Here is a 16,842-nt window from a genome sequence, read left to right as displayed (position 1 = left end):
ATCGCTAAAAAAGTTTAAATTTAAACAAAAACTAAAATAATGTATAAAAATTTAACAATAGCAGCGATTTTAGGAGGAATTGCTGTTGTTTTAGGAGCCTTTGGAGCTCATGCCTTAAAAACAAGACTAGCACCGGAAGCTTTAGAAAGTTTTGAAACTGCTGTACGTTATCAGGTTTTTCATGCGCTATTATTACTTTTAGTAAACATGTTTGCTGAGTTTACAAACAAAGAAAAGAACAGGATTAGTTATTTTTTAATAGCTGGAATTTTATTGTTTTCAGGATCCATTTATTTAATTTACTTAGCAAACGTTCCTGCAAAAGCCATTTGGTTTGTTACACCTTTAGGAGGAATGCTATTAATTATGGGTTGGAGCCTATTAGCATATCGCTTTTTTAAAAAAGTTATTAAAAGTTAAAGTTGATAAAATCTTTGTATGATTCATCTTTTTAATCAAAAAGAACTATTTTTGTCCAAAATTAAACACAACTAAAATCTTTTAAGATGACAAATCTTGATACGAAAACGATATCGTTAGATAACTTAGGCATAAAAGACGCTACGGTTCGTTATCAATTAACTTCAGACGAGTTACACGACATCACTATTGAAAAAGAACAAGGAGAAGAAACCAGTTTTGGAGCATTAGCTGTTAAAACAGGTGAGTTCACAGGTCGCTCTCCAATGGATCGTTTTATCGTTAAAGACGATATAACTGAAGACCAAGTTTGGTGGGGAGATATCAACATTCCTTTTGATTCAGAAAAATTTGACAAGCTATACGATAAAGTAACTAACTATTTATCAAACAAAGAGGTGTTTGTGCGTGATAGTTATGCATGTGCAGATGAAGACTACAAGTTAAATATTCGTGTTGTAAACGAATATCCTTGGAGTAACATGTTTGCATACAACATGTTTTTACGTCCTACAGCTGAAGAGTTGAAAAACTTTTCTCCAGAGTGGACAGTAGTAAACGCTCCAGGTTTTATGGCAGATCCAGCAATAGATGGAACACGCCAACACAACTTTGCTATCTTAAACTTTACTAGAAAAGTAGCATTAATTGGTGGTACAGGATATACAGGAGAAATTAAAAAGGGTATTTTCTCTGCGTTGAACTTTATTTTACCAGTATTTAAAAATACCTTACCAATGCACTGTTCTGCAAACGTTGGTAAAGATGGAGATACTGCTATTTTCTTCGGGTTATCAGGTACAGGTAAAACGACCTTATCTACGGATCCAAATCGTAGTTTAATTGGTGATGATGAGCATGGTTGGACTGCTGAAAACACAATCTTCAACTTTGAAGGTGGTTGTTATGCAAAAGTAATCGACTTATCTCAAGAGAAAGAACCAGAGATTTACGGAGCAATTAAAAGAGGAGCAATCCTTGAAAATATCGTGATGGACGATAAAGGAAAGGTAGATTTTGCTGATACATCAATTACACAAAATACACGTGTAAGTTACCCTATTTATCACATTGAAAATATTCAAACACCGTCAAAAGGTGCAAACCCAAAGAACATCTTCTTTTTAACAGCAGATGCTTTTGGAGTACTGCCTCCAATTTCTAAGTTAACACCAGGACAAGCAGCTTATCACTTTATTTCTGGATATACTGCTAAAGTAGCAGGTACAGAGGCAGGAATTAACGAGCCATTACCAAGTTTTTCAGCTTGTTTTGGAGCTCCATTTATGCCGTTACACCCAACGCGTTACGCTGAAATGTTAAGCAAGAAAATGCAAGAAGCAGGTGTAAACGTTTGGTTAATTAATACAGGATGGACAGGTGGTGCTTACGGTACTGGTAGCAGAATGAAATTAAAGTACACTCGTGCTATGATTACTGAAGCTTTAGAAGGGAATTTAGAAAATGTTGAATTTGTACAACATCCAATCTTCGGATTATCAATGCCAACTACTTGTGAAAATGTTCCTGATGAAGTGTTAAACCCAAAGCAAACATGGGCAGATAAACAGGCTTACGATGCAAAAGCTATGGAATTAGCAAATTCATTCAGAAAGAACTTTGCTCAGTTTGAAGAAATGGCAAGCGAGGAAATTATTAAAGGTGGGCCAATAGCGTAACCTTTAAAACATAAATACTAAGAAAGCATCCATAACGGATGCTTTTTTTGTGAAAAATACTCAGTATTTTAGCAATAAATAAATTTTAGCATGATTGTACAAGGAAATATAGTCGACATACAAAATAAACGAATCTTTAAAGGAGAAGTTGAGGTTAAAGAAGGAAAGATTACACAAATTATAGCAGTAGAACATACTGTAGAAAACTATATTTTACCTGGATTTATAGATGCGCATATTCATATTGAAAGCTCGATGTTAGTTCCTTCAGAATTTGCTAAAATAGCCGTAACACATGGTACGGTAGCAACCGTATCCGATCCACATGAAATAGCCAATGTGCTAGGGGTGAAAGGAGTTGATTTTATGATTGAAAACGGAAAGAAAGTTCCGTTAAAATTCAATTTTGGAGCACCATCTTGTGTGCCAGCGACTTCTTTTGAAAGTGCTGGAGCTGTGATTGATTCAGAAGATATCAAAAAAATGATGCAGAACCCTGATATCAAGTATTTAGCAGAAATGATGAACTACCCAGGGGTTATTTATCAGGATGAAGAAGTGTTGAAAAAAATAGCTTGGGCAAAACATTATAATAAGCCAGTAGATGGACATGCACCAGGATTAAGAGGAGAAGATTTAGACAAATACATAGCAGCAGGAATTTATACCGATCATGAATGTTTTACCTATGAAGAAGGTTTAGAAAAGCTTCAAAAAGGAATGAAAGTCATCATTAGAGAAGGAAGCGCAGCGAAAAACTTTGAAGCGCTGATTGATTTACTTCCTGAATATTATGAGAACATGATGTTTTGTTCTGATGATAAGCATCCAGATGATTTGTTATTAGGACATATCAACCAGTTATGTGAGCGTGCTGTTGCTAAAGGAATAGATGTATTCAAAGTATTGCAAGCTGCTTGTATAAATCCAGTAGAGCATTACAAACTGGATGTAGGAACTTTAAACGAAGGAGATGACGCTGATTTTATTGTGGTAAAAGACCTACAAAAGTTTGAAGTACTACAAACGTATATTAATGGAGAATTAGTGGCTGAAAATGGAAGGTCATTTGTAGCACATGTAGATTTTGAAGTGTTGAATAATTTTGACACTGATGCAAAAAACGTTTCCGATTTTGAATTCCATTCAGCATCTGAAAAGATTCGAGTTATTGAGGCTTTGGACGGAGAATTAGTGACAAATGAAATAGAAGCAGATTCGTTGATAAAAGATGGAAGTTTAGTTTCTGATGTAGCAAACGATGTGTTAAAAATGACCGTAGTAAACCGTTATCAAAATGCAGAACCTTCTATTGCGTTTATTAAGAACTTCGGATTAAAAGAAGGGGCGATAGCGAGTTCAGTTGGTCATGATTCTCATAATATTATAGCAGTTGGAGTGTCGGATGAATTGATTTGTAAGGCAGTAAACTTACTGATTGAAAATAGAGGAGGCGTTTGCGCTGTAACCTCTTCTGAAGAAAAAGTGGTTCCACTTCCTGTGGCAGGAATCATGTCTGAAAAACCGGCGGTTGAAATAGGAAAAGCCTACGCAGAATTGGATACCATGGCAAAACAACTAGGTAGCAAATTACGAGCTCCGTACATGACCTTATCTTTTATGGCGTTGTTGGTAATTCCATCCTTAAAGCTATCAGACAAAGGCTTGTTTGATGGAAATACATTTAAATTTACTTCTTTAGAAGTTAAATAAACGAGAGTTTGAAGACAGAAAAAATTATATTAGGGATTGACCCAGGAACTTCTATTATGGGGTTTGGAATTATAAAGGTAGTAGGGAAAAAGATGGAATTTGTTCAAATGAACGAACTGCTCTTAAAAAAATATGACAATCATTACTTGAAATTAAAAATCATTTTTGAACGTACTATTGAGTTGATTGATACCTATAATCCAGATGAAATAGCCTTAGAAGCTCCTTTTTATGGAAAGAATGTACAGTCGATGTTAAAATTAGGACGCGCACAAGGAGTGGCGATGGCAGCAGGATTGTCAAGACAAATACCAGTAACCGAGTATGCGCCCAAGAAAATTAAAATGGCCATTACAGGGAAAGGAACCTCTAGTAAAGAACAGGTAGCGCTTATGCTAAAATCGCTATTAAACTTAAAAGAGTTGCCTAAAAATCTAGATGCGACTGATGGTTTGGCAGCCGCGGTATGTCATTACTATAATTCAGGAACAAAAGTAGGAGGTAAGAACTATACAGGTTGGGCAGCGTTTGTAAAGCAGAATGAAAGTAGAATAAAGAAAAGCTAATTAATCGTATAAGAAAAAGAAGAATGAATTTTATTAAGTTTTCTCCGATAAAGAGTAAAAACGAAGATCTTTTCAATTTTAGTCATTATGCTAAAAAAGTTCAAAGAATACTTCAGAATAATTCTAATAATATAGAGCCTATTACGGTAGGTGTTTATGGGAAGTGGGGAGAAGGAAAGACTTCTTTTTTAAATCTTTTAGAAAAGCAAATTGATGTATGGAAGGAAAAGAAGGAAAATCAGAAAGGAATTTTAAAATATCATTTTAACCCTTGGAGATATAGTTCAGAAGATGAAATGTTATTTGATTTTTTTGACGGGCTTTCTAAATTAATGTTTTTAAAAAAGGAAAATACACTTCAGAAAATAGGAAAACAGTTAGTTAAATATAGTAGATATGTAAAAGCAGTTAAGGTTTCTGCCTCAGTAGGTTTAAGTTCTAGTAATAAAATTGGATCCACGTTTGAAATTAGTGAAATAATGAAAGCTATGGGAGAAGATTTTATAGGGAAAGAAACAACCTTAGTAAATCTAATTGAAGACATTAATCAAAAGCTAAATGAATCGGATTATAAAGTAGTTGTTTTTATAGATGATGTTGATAGGTTAGATAAAGATGAAATATATACTATTTTAAAGTTGATAAAATTAAATGCTAGTTTTAACAATTTTGTCTATATAATAGCCATGGATCAAGATTATGTTTCAAAAGCTATAAAAACACGATATGGGGACGAAGAAAAAGATGGAAAATTATTCTTAGAAAAAATTATTAATATCCCTGTACACCTACCTAAAATAGAAAAGGAAGATTATAAACTTTTTTTTAATATAAAGTTAAAGGAAGTTGTAGATAATTTAAACCTATCTAAAAGAGAAGAAGAGATTGGGGAAATAAGACAAGAATTTAAATATTATTATTTTAAGAATGCACGTGAGATTATAAGAGTATTAAATAGTTTTTTTCTAAGTGCTTTTGCGATAGGAGAAGAAGTCAATTTAAGAGATTTGTTTTGGGTGGATTATTTAAAGATAGTAGACGCTGAAGTTTATAATCATATTAAGGAATATATACATTACAATATAAACAAAAGATTAATTGTTAAAGCTAGTTTATTTAGAGGAATAGGGGATTTAAATACTGATTATAAGATGCTCAGAAAAGAATCAAGTGAAATAGTTGGTTTTTTATTTCCTGATAGGTATAATGATGTATTAAAGCAAAAACTAGAGGAGGATGAAGGGTATGTAAAATTAGTACAAAAGGAATCAAGAATAAACTCTAGAGAGCATTTTGAGAAGTATTTTTCGTATCATACAATCAGAAAAATTTCTAATGTAGAAAGGAAAAAAATAATTCAAAATATAAGAGATAAAGATGTAGGAAGGTTAAAGGAAAATTTTGTTTATGTGAGAGATAATAGATATATAGAGGTCCATCATTTCTACGGTTTAGTAGAAGATTTAATTAACGAACAAGAAATTGATTATATTTTCTTCTATGATTTTTTACTTTCAAATTTGGATTTATTACCTGAAACAGAAATTGATGTTTTTGGGTTATCTTATCAATTAAGAATAATTGAATTAATAGCTTCTATATTGGATAAGAAAGAAGATGAGATTAATATTGTTAGTTTAGCTGAAAAGCTAAATGTTTCTGATTTATGTTATTTTACTAGAAAAATAAAGATAAAAAGTAAAGTTAGGGAAGATTTAAATAAATCAATAGGTAAAAAAGCAGAAGGAGAGTTTATAGAAAAAAGTATACCATTTTACTAATAGATTGAAAATCAATCAATCAAAATGGTGATGTTTTATTGGAAAATGCATGAAAATAAGTCTTTCATGAATTATATAGAGCATAATATTGATACAATGGAGGGTGTTAAAAAGTTGATTAGAAACTTCCCAGCTTTTTGGAATAATGAGTATCATGGGAACTTGGAAGAGCAAAACTATCAATACATGAAAGAACTTGTTGATGTTGAAAAACTTTATGATAGAATAAAAAGCCTAGAACCTGATTTACTAAAAATAGACAACCTCATAGATATTTTCGTTGACGAAACTGTATCAGAAGATAAAAATTTACAACAGTTCATTTATTGGTATCAAAAAGAAAACGATTTATTAAATTAATTTGGCAGGAATTTATCTACATATCCCATTTTGTAAGCAAGCATGTTATTATTGCGACTTTCATTTCTCTACTTCTTTAAAAAAGAAAGAACAGTTAGTTGCTTGCTTGTTGAAAGAGCTAGAATTAAGAAAGCAAGAACTGCAAAATGAAGAAATAGAAACTATTTATTTTGGGGGAGGGACCCCGAGTTTATTGTCGATTGAAGAATTACAATTGTTGATTGATACTATTTATCAAAACTATGTTGTAATAGCAAATCCAGAAATTACCTTAGAAGCAAATCCAGATGATTTATCAGAAGAAAAAATAATAGAATTATCTAAAACTTCGGTTAATCGCTTAAGTATAGGGATACAATCTTTTTTTGAAGAAGATTTACAGTTAATGAACCGAGCTCATAATGCACAAGAAGCAAAAAAATGTCTGTCAGCTGCCACTCGCTACTTTGATAATATTACCATTGATTTGATTTACGGAGTCCCGAATATGAGTAATGAACGTTGGAGAGAAAATCTGCAAATAGCTTTTGATTTCGGTATCAATCATATTTCATCATATGCGTTAACGGTAGAACCTAAAACAGCATTAGATTCATTTATCAAGCAAGGAAAATATCCTGATGTTGACGAAACAGTAGCCAAAGAGCATTTTGATATTTTGGTAGCAAAAACCGCTAAAAATGGATTTGTTCATTACGAAATTTCCAACTTTGGAAAACCAAACTATTTCTCAAAGCACAATACCAGTTATTGGTTAGGGAAAAAGTATATAGGCATTGGTCCTTCAGCACATTCGTTTAACAAAACACATCGTAGCTGGAATGTAGCTAACAATGCAAAATATATCAAAGCAATTCAAGAAGGAAATCTCCCTTTGGAGCAAGAGAAACTCACTAAGGAAGATCAGTTTAATGAATATTTAATGACAGGATTAAGAACCATTTGGGGAGTGTCGTTAGAGAAAATTGAGGAGGATTTCGGGGAAGAATTTAGAAAAAGTCTCCTTAAAAATGCTGAGAAGTTTATCCAACAAGGGCTATTAGTCATTACAAATGAAGTTTTGAAGACTACAGAAAAAGGAAAGTTCTTAGCAGATGGATTGGCTTCCGAATTATTTATTATTTAAGTATCTTTGAGTATGATCGCAACAATTGAATACAACTCAAGAAAATACAAGATTGATTTATCAAAACCACTAGACATTTCAATAGCTATTGATACCTCAAAAGAAAATGTAAATGCGTGGTATTTAGACGATCCTAAGATTTTTCCTGTTTCTGATGGCAATTGGATAGGGAGTGTACAAAAAGGCGCTGATGTAAACTTTAATAACATACAGTTTAATCCGCACTCACATATTACACATACCGAATGTGTGGGACATATTACAGAAGAAGTTTATTCAGTAAACAAAGAACTATCAAAATTTTTCTTCTTAGCTGAAGTAGTGACGATTGCTCCAGAACAGTTAAAAAATAAGGACTTTGTAATTTCAAAAGAACAATTACAAAATGTTTTAGGAAACAAAAAGCGCGATGCAATTGTAATTAGAACCTTACCGAACCTATCAGACAAAAAATCGATGCGTTATTCAAATACAAATCCGACCTATTTGTTAGAAGAAGCTGCTGTATATTTAAAAGAGAAAGGAATAGAACATTTACTAATTGATTTACCATCGGTAGACAAAGAAAAAGACGAAGGAAAATTGTTAGCTCATAATGCTTTTTGGAATACACAAGGAGAAATCAGAATGAAAGCAACAATTACTGAATTTATTTATGTGTCTAATAAAATAAAGGACGGAACTTACTTTTTGAACTTGATGGTAGCACCATTTGAAAACGACGCTACACCTAGTAAACCCACACTTTACGAAATTATTTAAAACTTTTTTGTGGGTATATTTCTTTTTTTACTAGTTTTACAGCTCAATCAAGAAACAATAATGACAATTTTTAATACATATAAGCAATGTAAATCGACTGTGGTAAGACACAGAAACGATCGGGCGATGTATGTATTATAATTATGTTTATATAAAATATAACGATAATAAAAAGTCCGACTGCAAAGTCGGACTTTTTATTTTTATATCAACAATCAACACTAAAACCAAACCAAATGAAAAAACTCTATTTTAATTATTTAGACACTTTTAAAGGGCTCTCGAGCGAAGTATGGTGGCTTGCTTTAATAACATTGATAAACAGAGCAGGAACCATGGTAATTCCGTTTATGTCATTGTATTTGAGAGAAAGTTTGCATTTTTCTTTAAATGATGTAGGTTGGATTATGACTTGTTTTGGATTAGGGTCTGTAGGAGGATCTTGGTTGGGAGGAAAGTTAACTGATAAAATAGGGTTTTACAAAGTGATGAAAACAAGTTTGTTTTTGACTGGAATCCTTTTTATAGTCTTACAGTTTGTTAATACTTTTTGGGGGTTTTGTGTTGGTATTTTTTTGGTGATGTTAGTAGCAGATACGTTTAGACCCGCTATGTTTGTAGCCTTGAATACTTACAGTAAACCAGAAAATAAAACACGTTCAGTAACCTTAATTCGTCTGGCAATTAACTTAGGTTTCTCAGCAGGTCCAGCTGTTGGAGGGTTAATAATTACTTCAATGGGGTATAGTGGATTGTTCTGGGTGGATGGAGTTACGTGTATTTTAGCAACTATATTATTGATAAATGTGTTACATCCTAAAAAAGCAAGAGTGTTGGATGAAATAAAAGTAGAAAATCCAGAGTCGGTTTTTTCAGATAAGGCTTTTTGGGTGTTTTTTGTAGGGATGTTTGTGTTCGGATTTATCTTCTTGCAATACTTCTCAACAATGCCTTTGTATTACAAAGATGTTCATCATTTAACAGAGTTAGAAATAGGCTTGTTGATGGGGATGAACGGATTTTTCATTTTCCTGTTAGAAATGCCACTCATTACTTGGTTAGAAAAAAGTAAGTATACTAAAGAATTTTTAATGTTTTTGGGTTTACTATTAACAGGATTAAGTTTTGTAGTAATTAACTTAACTGGTTGGGTAGGAATTTTAATTATAGGAATGTTATTGATGACCATAGGAGAGATGATTGCATTTCCTTTTTCAAATGCCTTTGTAATGGAACGTGCAAAAAAAGGAAATCAAGGAGAGTATATGGCATATTACAGTATTGCATTTTCTATGTCACATATATTTGGACACAATTCAGGAATGCAATTAATAGATAATATTGGATTTGATAATACATGGAATTTTATGATTGTATTATCAGGAATTGGAGTGTTGTTTTTATTAATGTTAATACGAATTGTGAAAAGAGAGAAAGTAATCGCATGGACTTAAATCAAGTAACAATTCCGTCTATAGATGTAAATGCATCTGTACTATTTTATAAAAAACTAGGCTTGCATCTTATTGTAGATGCAAGCCCTAGGTATGTCCGATTTGAAGTGCCTGATGGAGATGCAACCTTCTCAATTCATCAAGTAGAGAAGTTATCTAAAGGAGAAGGGATTACATTGTATTTTGAAGACGAGAATTTAGATGAATTAGTAAGGGAGCTACAAGAAAAAGGAATTCAATTCACCCAATTACCCAAAGAGCAAACATGGTTATGGAGAGAAGCCCATTTGTTAGATCCAGATGGTAATAAATTAATTCTGTTTAAAGCAGGAGAACACAGAAAAAATCCGCTTTGGCGAATCGATTAAGAAATAGAAGTTTTTATCTTTGAATGTTTAATAAGAAAGCAGAAAACATGAATATACAAGACGCACAAAAACAAGTAGATGATTGGATTAAAAATCACGGAGTACGTTACTTTAACGAGTTAACAAATATGGCGCAACTAACAGAAGAAGTTGGAGAAGTAGCTCGAATTATTGCGCGTCGTTATGGAGAGCAAAGTGAAAAAGAAAGTGATAAAAACAAAGATTTAGGAGAAGAGTTAGCAGATGTAATGTTTGTCGTGTTGTGTTTAGCAAACCAAACAGGTGTAAATTTACAAGAAGCCTTTGATAAGAAGTTAGATATTAAAACTAAAAGGGATCACGATCGTCATCACAATAATAAAAAACTACAATAAATGAGTCTCATTAAAAATATACAAAAGGGAAGTTTTTGGATTAATGTTTTAAAAGTAGGAACCCCATTTTTACTAATCGTAGCTGTTTTTTCTTTATTGTTTAAAACGGGAGGGGCTGTTTTTTCAGGAGACTTTGAAACCGTATACAATGTGCACTTTGCAAATAAACAGTGGATTCGTTTTTGGCTGAGCAAGATTGTAATCGCACTTATTTATAGCATATACATTGTAAATAAAAAAACGAAGTAGTTTTTATGGATTTAAGACTAAAAACTGAAGAATTTAATTCAGGTACTCATATAACCATTTCAGGTTCAAAAAGTGAATCAAATAGATTGTTGATTTTACAGCAATTATATCCAGATTTGCAGATAGAAAATTTATCAGACTCTGATGATACACATCATTTACAAGGAGCGTTAACTTCTAATAATACGATTGCAGACATTGGACATGCAGGAACAGCAATGCGTTTTTTAACTGCTTTTTTTGCAACCCAAGAAGGTGTTACAAAAGTATTGCAAGGATCAGACCGCATGCACAATCGACCAATTGAAATCTTGGTTAATGCGCTTCGCGATTTAGGAGCAGCTATAGATTATGTAGAAAAAGAAGGATATCCCCCGCTTAAAATATCGGGAAGAAAACTAACAAAAGAGAAAGTTTTAATTAATGGAAATGTAAGTAGTCAATACATTTCAGCATTAATGCTAATTGCTCCAAGCTTAGAAAAAGGATTGGAAATTGAATTGGTCGGAAAAATTACGTCGGTTCCCTATATCAATATGACTTTAAAATTATTAGCTCAATTAGAAGTTGAAGCTAAATTTGAAGGGCAGCTTATTAAAATAGAGCCAAAAGCAACTGTAAGAAAGCAAACAGTTGTAGTTGAGTCTGATTGGAGCTCTGCATCTTATTTTTATTCGATTATAGCGTTGAGCAAAGTAGGTTCTTCTGTGAAACTATCAGCGTATAAAAAAGATAGTTTGCAAGGAGATAGTTGCTTGGAAAAAATTTATAAAGATTTTGGAGTGACGACCACTTTTAAAGACCACTCAATTCTTCTAACTAAAGAAAGAGAACATAGTTTAGCTGTATTAAAAGAAGATTTAAAAAATGCACCAGATATTGCTCAAACCATAGCAGTTACGTGTTTTGGGCTTGGTATTGCTTGTGATTTAACAGGGTTACACACGTTAAAGATTAAAGAAACCGATCGCTTAGAAGCATTGCGTGAAGAGTTAACAAAATTAGGGGCAGATATTTCTGTAACTAATGAAAGTTTACACTTAAAACCATCTTTAAAAATTAAAGAAAATATTCAAATAGCTACTTATAACGATCATCGAATGGCAATGGCATTTGCTCCGTTAGCTTTAAAAGTTTCCATAGAAATTTTAGAAGCTGAAGTAGTAACCAAATCCTATAGAAATTTTTGGAAAGATATGCTTAATGTAGGAATTCAGAATGTTACCATAAAATAATAGAGCAATCGCTTGACAACCCCTATGTTGAAATTGTATATTTGCCACCGTTAAGAAAATTTTACAAATGAAATTATCAAATTTTAATTTTGAATTGCCAAAAGAATTATTGGCAGAATATCCTTCAGAGCACAGAGATGAAGCACGATTAATGGTATTGCACCGTGACACACAAAAAATCGAGCATAAACTATTTAAAGATTTAATCGATTATTTTGATGAAGGAGATGTAATGATGTTGAACAATACGAAAGTATTTCCAGCCCGTATGTACGGAAACAAAGAAAAAACAGGAGCTCGTATTGAAGTGTTTTTATTACGTGAATTAAATGCTGAAAATCGTTTGTGGGATGTCTTAGTAGATCCAGCAAGAAAAATAAGAATAGGGAATAAATTATTCTTTGGAGATGATGAAAGTTTAGTAGCTGAAGTTATTGATAATACTACTTCACGTGGAAGAACATTACGTTTCTTATTTGATGGCCCTTACGATGAATTTAGAAAAAAATTAATTGAGTTAGGAGAAACTCCATTGCCAAAATACATAAAGCGTGAGGTAGAGCCAGAAGACGAAGATCGTTACCAAACTATTTTCGCTAAGCACGAAGGAGCAGTAGCAGCACCAACAGCAGGATTGCACTTTTCTAAGCATCTAATGAAGCGTTTAGAAATTAAAGGAGTAGACTTTGCTGAAACAACATTGCATGTAGGGTTAGGTACTTTTAATCCAGTTGAAGTAGAAGATTTATCAAAGCACAAAATGGACTCTGAGCAAATTATCATTCCTCAAGTCAGTGCTGATATGGTAAATAATGCTATTGCTAACAAGAAGAGAGTATGTGCTGTAGGTACTACAGTAATGAGAACGATTGAATCATCTGTATCTTCAAGCAAGCAATTGAATGCTTTTGAAGGGTGGACAAACAAATTTATTTTTCCGCCATATGATTTTAGTATAGCGAACTGTATGGTGACAAACTTCCACACGCCAAAATCTACATTATTAATGATGGTTTCTGCATTTGCAGGACACGATTTTGTTATGGAGGCATATCATGAAGCAATTAAAGAAAAATATAAGTTTTATTCGTACGGAGATGCGATGTTAATTTTATAAAATAGTTTTTTAACCATTTACAAAACCTCACAAGCTACTTGTGAGGTTTTGTGTATTTTTGTACCTGATGACAGTAAAAAAGAAAGACATACGTGCATTAACCAAAGAACAACTCCGTGTTTTTTTTGTGGATAATGGAGACAAGGCTTTTCGCGGTAACCAAGTGTATGAGTGGTTGTGGCACAAAGCAGCGCATTCGTTTGAGGATATGACAAGCTTATCCAAAGCAACAAGGAAAATGCTTGATGAGAACTTTGTAATCAATCATATTGAAGTTGACGCTATGCAACGTAGTAATGATGGTACAATTAAAAATGCAATTAAACTTCATGATGGATTAATTGTAGAATCAGTTTTAATTCCCACTGAAAAACGTACTACAGCTTGTGTGTCTAGTCAAGTAGGATGTAGTTTAGATTGTAAATTTTGTGCAACAGCTCGTTTAAAACGTATGCGTAATTTGAATGCAGATGAAATTTATGATCAAGTTGTCGCTATTGACAAACAAAGTAAGTTATACCATAACCATAAATTGTCTAACATTGTTTTTATGGGAATGGGAGAACCTTTAATGAATTACAATAATGTAATTAAAGCTATCGATAAAATAACATCGGAAGAAGGTTTAGGAATGGCAGCTCGTAGAATAACGGTATCAACTTCTGGTGTGCCTAAAATGATTAAGAAAATGGCAGACGATGAAGTGCGCTTCAATTTAGCCGTTTCGTTACATTCGGCTATAGATGAGGTACGAACATCTATTATGCCGTTTAATGCTAACTTTCCGTTAAAAGATTTAAAAGAATCGTTAGAGTATTGGTATGAAAAAACTAAACGAAAAATAACGTATGAGTATGTTGTTTGGAACGGTATTAACGATCGAAAAGAAGATATTGATGCGTTGGTGGAATTCTGTAAGTATGTTCCGTGTAAAGTTAATTTGATAGAATACAACCCTATAGATGACGGAGAATTTCAACAAGCATCTGATAGGGCTTTAAACAATTATATTTCTAATCTTGAAATGAATGATATTGTGGTAAATGTGCGTCGTTCTAGAGGAAAAGATATTGATGCAGCTTGTGGGCAGCTAGCTAATAAGTCGTAACCCTATGTCGTTTTTGTCAAAATCTCTTTTAGGTCAAACATTGCAAACAATAGGAGTATTGATGTTAGTGATGCTTGTAGGCCTGTTTTTAGATAGCGAATTTGTAGCTAAAAGCTATTATGAGCATGCGCAATGGATTAATAATGTACTAGTTGTTATACTCTTTATTTTCTTGTATTTGAAATCACCAAGAAGAACAAGAGAGCAACTTATTTATGCTTTTCTTATAGCCATAGTTGGAGAGTATGTATTTTCTAAATTTTTAGGAATGTATACATATCGATTAGAAAATATTCCACACTATATTCCCCCAGGCCATGCAGTTGTTTTTTTATTAGTCTATAATTTTTGCAAAAAATCAGAAGTAAGAAAGCACAGCCATTCCATAGAAAAAGTACTCACAATTGTTATTGTAATTCTAGCCATATCTTTTTTGGTAGTTAAAAATGATATTTATGGCTTTTTACTAACAGTGTTGGTTTTTTATTTTTTAAGAAAACACCCAAAAGAAAAATTGTTTTATTTAACAATGTACGTTTTTGTAGTATATACAGAAATTATAGGAACCGCTTTTAATTGTTGGGAGTGGCCGCCAATAGCATTTGATAAATTTAGTTTTTTACCAAGCGCAAATCCACCAATAGGAATTAGTTTTTTTTATTTTGGATTGGATAGAGGCACAATGTCAATATATAAACGAAGGCATAAGAAAGAGTGGAATAGATTAAAACAAATTAGAGCAATTAGCTTAAAAGTTTAAATAATGAGAAAAGAATACGATGTAATTGTAGTGGGGGCTGGTCCTGCAGGCGGACAGTGTGCTAGAAATCTTGCAAAGAAAGGCCTTAGTGTGTTGCTTGTAGAAAGGTATCATTCTTTTTATGATAATGATTTTTCTAGTGCAGGGATGTCGCTTGATGGTTTTAATGAATTTAACTTTCCTGAAAGTATTGTGGGAAGGTATTGGAAAAACTTCACAATTCAAACTTCCAATGAACTAGCTCAATGGAAAGGAGATGCTAATAAAGGAGTGGTTTTAGATTTTGCTAAACTTAGAACTTTTTTGGCTGATGAGTGTAAAGATAACGGAGGTGACGTTTTAATGGGGTATTCATATATCTCAAAAGACTATACTAACGATGGTGTCATTGCTCACTTTTATTCAAAAAAGGAAGACAAGAAAATAACTCTTAAAGCCAAGCTTTTAGTAGATGCAACAGGTCCTGCGAGAAAAGTTATTTACGATACGCTAAAAGAACAACCAGAAATGGAAACCAGTGCTGGTGTAGAGTATTTGATAAAGGTAGATGATGTTGTGTATGATAAATTTAAAGACGATTTGTTTTTCTTTTTAGGAGATAAATGGAGCTATAAAGGGTATTCATGGATATTTCCTATGAAAGAAAATACTCTCAAAGTAGGGTCGGCTAAATTACTTTATAAAACTCATGAAAAATCAGCGGAATCTCTCAAAGAAATTACTGAGAGAATTATAACTGATTATATGAATGCTACAGATTATAAAATAATAGATGTTCATGGCGGAGCAGTTAGGACTACCAGAAATTTTTCAGAAGCTTTTTATAAAGAAAGAATAGTAGCTATAGGTGATTCTGTATCAACAATAAACCCTTTAGGAGGTGAAGGGATAAGGTATGCTTTAAGATGCGCTAATGCTGTAACGCCTCATGTTGTAAACTTTGTAAAAAAAGATAAAAATACATTCAGTACCTATAGAAGAAGGTGGCGAAAGAAATATCTTTTTACTTGGAAATTATGCTTGTTTTTATCAGATACTGTTTATTATGATTTTTCTGATGCAATTATTGACGAAAAAATTAGAAAGTACAAGAAACTAGTAGATGTAGATCAATTAGTTGATATTGTTTTTGAATTTAAGTTTACAAACCTATTCAGAAGAGTGTTCTCTTACGTATGGAAAAAAATAAAAACAAAACTTTCTTTTACTGCAGCTTAGTTAAAAGAGCTTTTTGAACAACAGAAATAGGGTATCCATATACAAACGGAATTTCTTTGGTTCCTTTACCTGTTGTAGTCTTGTATGTAGTAGCTGTAAATAAAATTTCAAAATCTAATTGATTTTTAGAAAAAGCTAAACGAGAACTGAGTAAATTTCCTTGTACCTCAAAAAAGCTGTACAAGGTATTATTTGCTAATTTGGCAGGTAAAATAATTCCATTATTTTCATCAATTTCAAAAATACCTTTCTTTTTATCTTTTACTATCAAGGTGTAATTTCTAGGTTGGTTATTATAAACTAATGTATACTCAAACTTGAGTAGAGAGTCCGATTGTTTCATATGAAATTCCATGGGGATTTCTTGTTGCCCTTTAGCAGAATGAATGTATAAAGTACCTTTATAAACCCCTAAAAAGTCGTTGGGAAAAGAGACGCTTTGTTCTTGAGCAATACTAGAGAAAATCAGTAAAAAAAGACTACAAAAAAAGAAAAGGTTTTTCATTAAAAGAATTGTTTTTTTCAAAGATACCAAATCCTAATTATTTCTTA

General features: G+C 32.5%; 18 protein-coding genes. 17 read left to right on the top strand and 1 reads right to left on the bottom strand.

The features are described from left to right. Positions 1–39 precede the first annotated feature (39 nt). The 17 genes from ACN0WY_RS02325 (at position 40) to ACN0WY_RS02245 (ending at position 16,290) form a co-directional block, all read left to right on the top strand. A complete protein-coding gene (locus tag ACN0WY_RS02325) occupies positions 40–420 on the top strand; it encodes a DUF423 domain-containing protein (protein ID WP_417799428.1) in 381 nt (126 codons plus the stop codon). An 86-nt stretch (positions 421–506) separates the two neighbouring features. Further along, positions 507–2,099: a phosphoenolpyruvate carboxykinase (ATP) gene (gene pckA / locus ACN0WY_RS02320; RefSeq protein WP_417799427.1), complete on the top strand. Its 1,593-nt coding sequence runs from the start codon at positions 507–509 to the stop codon at positions 2,097–2,099. A 90-nt stretch (positions 2,100–2,189) separates the two neighbouring features. Continuing rightward, positions 2,190–3,812 (top strand): adenine deaminase, encoded by a 1,623-nt coding sequence (gene ade, locus ACN0WY_RS02315; protein ID WP_417799426.1) that lies wholly within the window; start codon positions 2,190–2,192, stop codon positions 3,810–3,812. 8 nt (positions 3,813–3,820) lie between these two features. After that, positions 3,821–4,378, top strand: coding sequence for a crossover junction endodeoxyribonuclease RuvC (ruvC, locus tag ACN0WY_RS02310; protein ID WP_417799425.1), 558 nt, complete (start codon positions 3,821–3,823; stop codon positions 4,376–4,378). Positions 4,379–4,401: 23 nt separating this feature from the next. After that, positions 4,402–6,159, top strand: coding sequence for a KAP family P-loop NTPase fold protein (locus ACN0WY_RS02305; RefSeq protein ID WP_417799424.1), 1,758 nt, complete (start codon positions 4,402–4,404; stop codon positions 6,157–6,159). Positions 6,160–6,225: 66 nt separating this feature from the next. Further along, the gene (locus ACN0WY_RS02300; RefSeq protein WP_417799423.1) at positions 6,226–6,519 is read left to right on the top strand and encodes a hypothetical protein; all 294 of its coding nucleotides are present in this window, start codon (positions 6,226–6,228) and stop codon (positions 6,517–6,519) included. Position 6,520: 1 nt separating this feature from the next. Further along, positions 6,521–7,645 (top strand): radical SAM family heme chaperone HemW, encoded by a 1,125-nt coding sequence (gene hemW, locus ACN0WY_RS02295; RefSeq protein ID WP_417799422.1) that lies wholly within the window; start codon positions 6,521–6,523, stop codon positions 7,643–7,645. A 12-nt stretch (positions 7,646–7,657) separates the two neighbouring features. Further along, positions 7,658–8,407, top strand: a complete 750-nt coding sequence (locus ACN0WY_RS02290; RefSeq protein WP_417799420.1) for a cyclase family protein — start codon at positions 7,658–7,660, stop codon at positions 8,405–8,407. Positions 8,408–8,643: 236 nt separating this feature from the next. Further along, the gene (locus tag ACN0WY_RS02285; protein ID WP_417799419.1) at positions 8,644–9,861 is read left to right on the top strand and encodes an MDR family MFS transporter; all 1,218 of its coding nucleotides are present in this window, start codon (positions 8,644–8,646) and stop codon (positions 9,859–9,861) included. Next, on the top strand, positions 9,852–10,229 hold the full coding sequence (locus ACN0WY_RS02280) for a VOC family protein (protein WP_417799418.1): 378 nt from the start codon (positions 9,852–9,854) through the stop codon (positions 10,227–10,229). Before ACN0WY_RS02285 ends, ACN0WY_RS02280 begins: the two co-directional genes overlap by 10 nt. Before the next feature lie 47 nt (positions 10,230–10,276). Beyond that, positions 10,277–10,603 carry a nucleotide pyrophosphohydrolase gene (locus ACN0WY_RS02275; protein WP_073182681.1) on the top strand — a complete coding sequence of 109 codons (327 nt, stop codon included), beginning with the start codon at positions 10,277–10,279 and terminating at the stop codon, positions 10,601–10,603. Beyond that, positions 10,604–10,852, top strand: a complete 249-nt coding sequence (locus tag ACN0WY_RS02270; protein ID WP_330487555.1) for a hypothetical protein — start codon at positions 10,604–10,606, stop codon at positions 10,850–10,852. Between the two features lie 5 nt (positions 10,853–10,857). Next, positions 10,858–12,087 (top strand): 3-phosphoshikimate 1-carboxyvinyltransferase, encoded by a 1,230-nt coding sequence (locus tag ACN0WY_RS02265; protein WP_417799417.1) that lies wholly within the window; start codon positions 10,858–10,860, stop codon positions 12,085–12,087. 67 nt (positions 12,088–12,154) lie between these two features. Further along, a complete protein-coding gene (gene queA, locus ACN0WY_RS02260) occupies positions 12,155–13,204 on the top strand; it encodes a tRNA preQ1(34) S-adenosylmethionine ribosyltransferase-isomerase QueA (RefSeq protein WP_417799416.1) in 1,050 nt (349 codons plus the stop codon). Positions 13,205–13,271: 67 nt separating this feature from the next. Continuing rightward, a complete protein-coding gene (gene rlmN, locus ACN0WY_RS02255; protein WP_330487552.1) occupies positions 13,272–14,312 on the top strand; it encodes a 23S rRNA (adenine(2503)-C(2))-methyltransferase RlmN in 1,041 nt (346 codons plus the stop codon). Between the two features lie 4 nt (positions 14,313–14,316). Then, a complete protein-coding gene (locus tag ACN0WY_RS02250) occupies positions 14,317–15,072 on the top strand; it encodes a hypothetical protein (protein WP_417799415.1) in 756 nt (251 codons plus the stop codon). Positions 15,073–15,075: 3 nt separating this feature from the next. Then, positions 15,076–16,290 carry an NAD(P)/FAD-dependent oxidoreductase gene (locus ACN0WY_RS02245; RefSeq protein ID WP_417799414.1) on the top strand — a complete coding sequence of 405 codons (1,215 nt, stop codon included), beginning with the start codon at positions 15,076–15,078 and terminating at the stop codon, positions 16,288–16,290. Here the strand turns inward: ACN0WY_RS02245 and ACN0WY_RS02240 are convergent. Further along, positions 16,277–16,795: a hypothetical protein gene (locus ACN0WY_RS02240; RefSeq protein WP_417799413.1), complete on the bottom strand. Its 519-nt coding sequence runs from the start codon at positions 16,793–16,795 to the stop codon at positions 16,277–16,279. The genes ACN0WY_RS02245 and ACN0WY_RS02240 overlap by 14 nt on opposite strands. Positions 16,796–16,842: the final 47 nt, after the last annotated feature.

The organism is Tenacibaculum sp. (genome assembly GCF_048269885.1).
Classification (GTDB): domain Bacteria; phylum Bacteroidota; class Bacteroidia; order Flavobacteriales; family Flavobacteriaceae; genus Polaribacter.
Note: the sequence above shows the minus strand (reverse complement) of the source record. Positions and strands in the feature narration are given on the sequence as shown.

Bases quoted from the DNA above. Each gene is read 5' to 3' on its own strand.
- ACN0WY_RS02305 (WP_417799424.1), top strand. From the start codon at position 4,402: ATGAATTTTATTAAGTTTTCTCCGATAAAGAGTAAAAACGAAGATCTT.
- ACN0WY_RS02325 (WP_417799428.1), top strand. From the start codon at position 40: ATGTATAAAAATTTAACAATAGCAGCGATTTTAGGAGGAATTGCTGTT.
- ACN0WY_RS02290 (WP_417799420.1), top strand. From the start codon at position 7,658: ATGATCGCAACAATTGAATACAACTCAAGAAAATACAAGATTGATTTA.
- ACN0WY_RS02240 (WP_417799413.1), bottom strand. From the start codon at position 16,795: ATGAAAAACCTTTTCTTTTTTTGTAGTCTTTTTTTACTGATTTTCTCT.
- ACN0WY_RS02245 (WP_417799414.1), top strand. From the start codon at position 15,076: ATGAGAAAAGAATACGATGTAATTGTAGTGGGGGCTGGTCCTGCAGGC.
- ACN0WY_RS02275 (WP_073182681.1), top strand. From the start codon at position 10,277: ATGAATATACAAGACGCACAAAAACAAGTAGATGATTGGATTAAAAAT.
- ACN0WY_RS02265 (WP_417799417.1), top strand. From the start codon at position 10,858: ATGGATTTAAGACTAAAAACTGAAGAATTTAATTCAGGTACTCATATA.
- ACN0WY_RS02250 (WP_417799415.1), top strand. From the start codon at position 14,317: ATGTCGTTTTTGTCAAAATCTCTTTTAGGTCAAACATTGCAAACAATA.
- ade (WP_417799426.1), top strand. From the start codon at position 2,190: ATGATTGTACAAGGAAATATAGTCGACATACAAAATAAACGAATCTTT.
- ACN0WY_RS02280 (WP_417799418.1), top strand. From the start codon at position 9,852: ATGGACTTAAATCAAGTAACAATTCCGTCTATAGATGTAAATGCATCT.
- pckA (WP_417799427.1), top strand. From the start codon at position 507: ATGACAAATCTTGATACGAAAACGATATCGTTAGATAACTTAGGCATA.
- rlmN (WP_330487552.1), top strand. From the start codon at position 13,272: ATGACAGTAAAAAAGAAAGACATACGTGCATTAACCAAAGAACAACTC.
- ACN0WY_RS02285 (WP_417799419.1), top strand. From the start codon at position 8,644: ATGAAAAAACTCTATTTTAATTATTTAGACACTTTTAAAGGGCTCTCG.
- ACN0WY_RS02300 (WP_417799423.1), top strand. From the start codon at position 6,226: ATGAATTATATAGAGCATAATATTGATACAATGGAGGGTGTTAAAAAG.
- queA (WP_417799416.1), top strand. From the start codon at position 12,155: ATGAAATTATCAAATTTTAATTTTGAATTGCCAAAAGAATTATTGGCA.
- ACN0WY_RS02270 (WP_330487555.1), top strand. From the start codon at position 10,604: ATGAGTCTCATTAAAAATATACAAAAGGGAAGTTTTTGGATTAATGTT.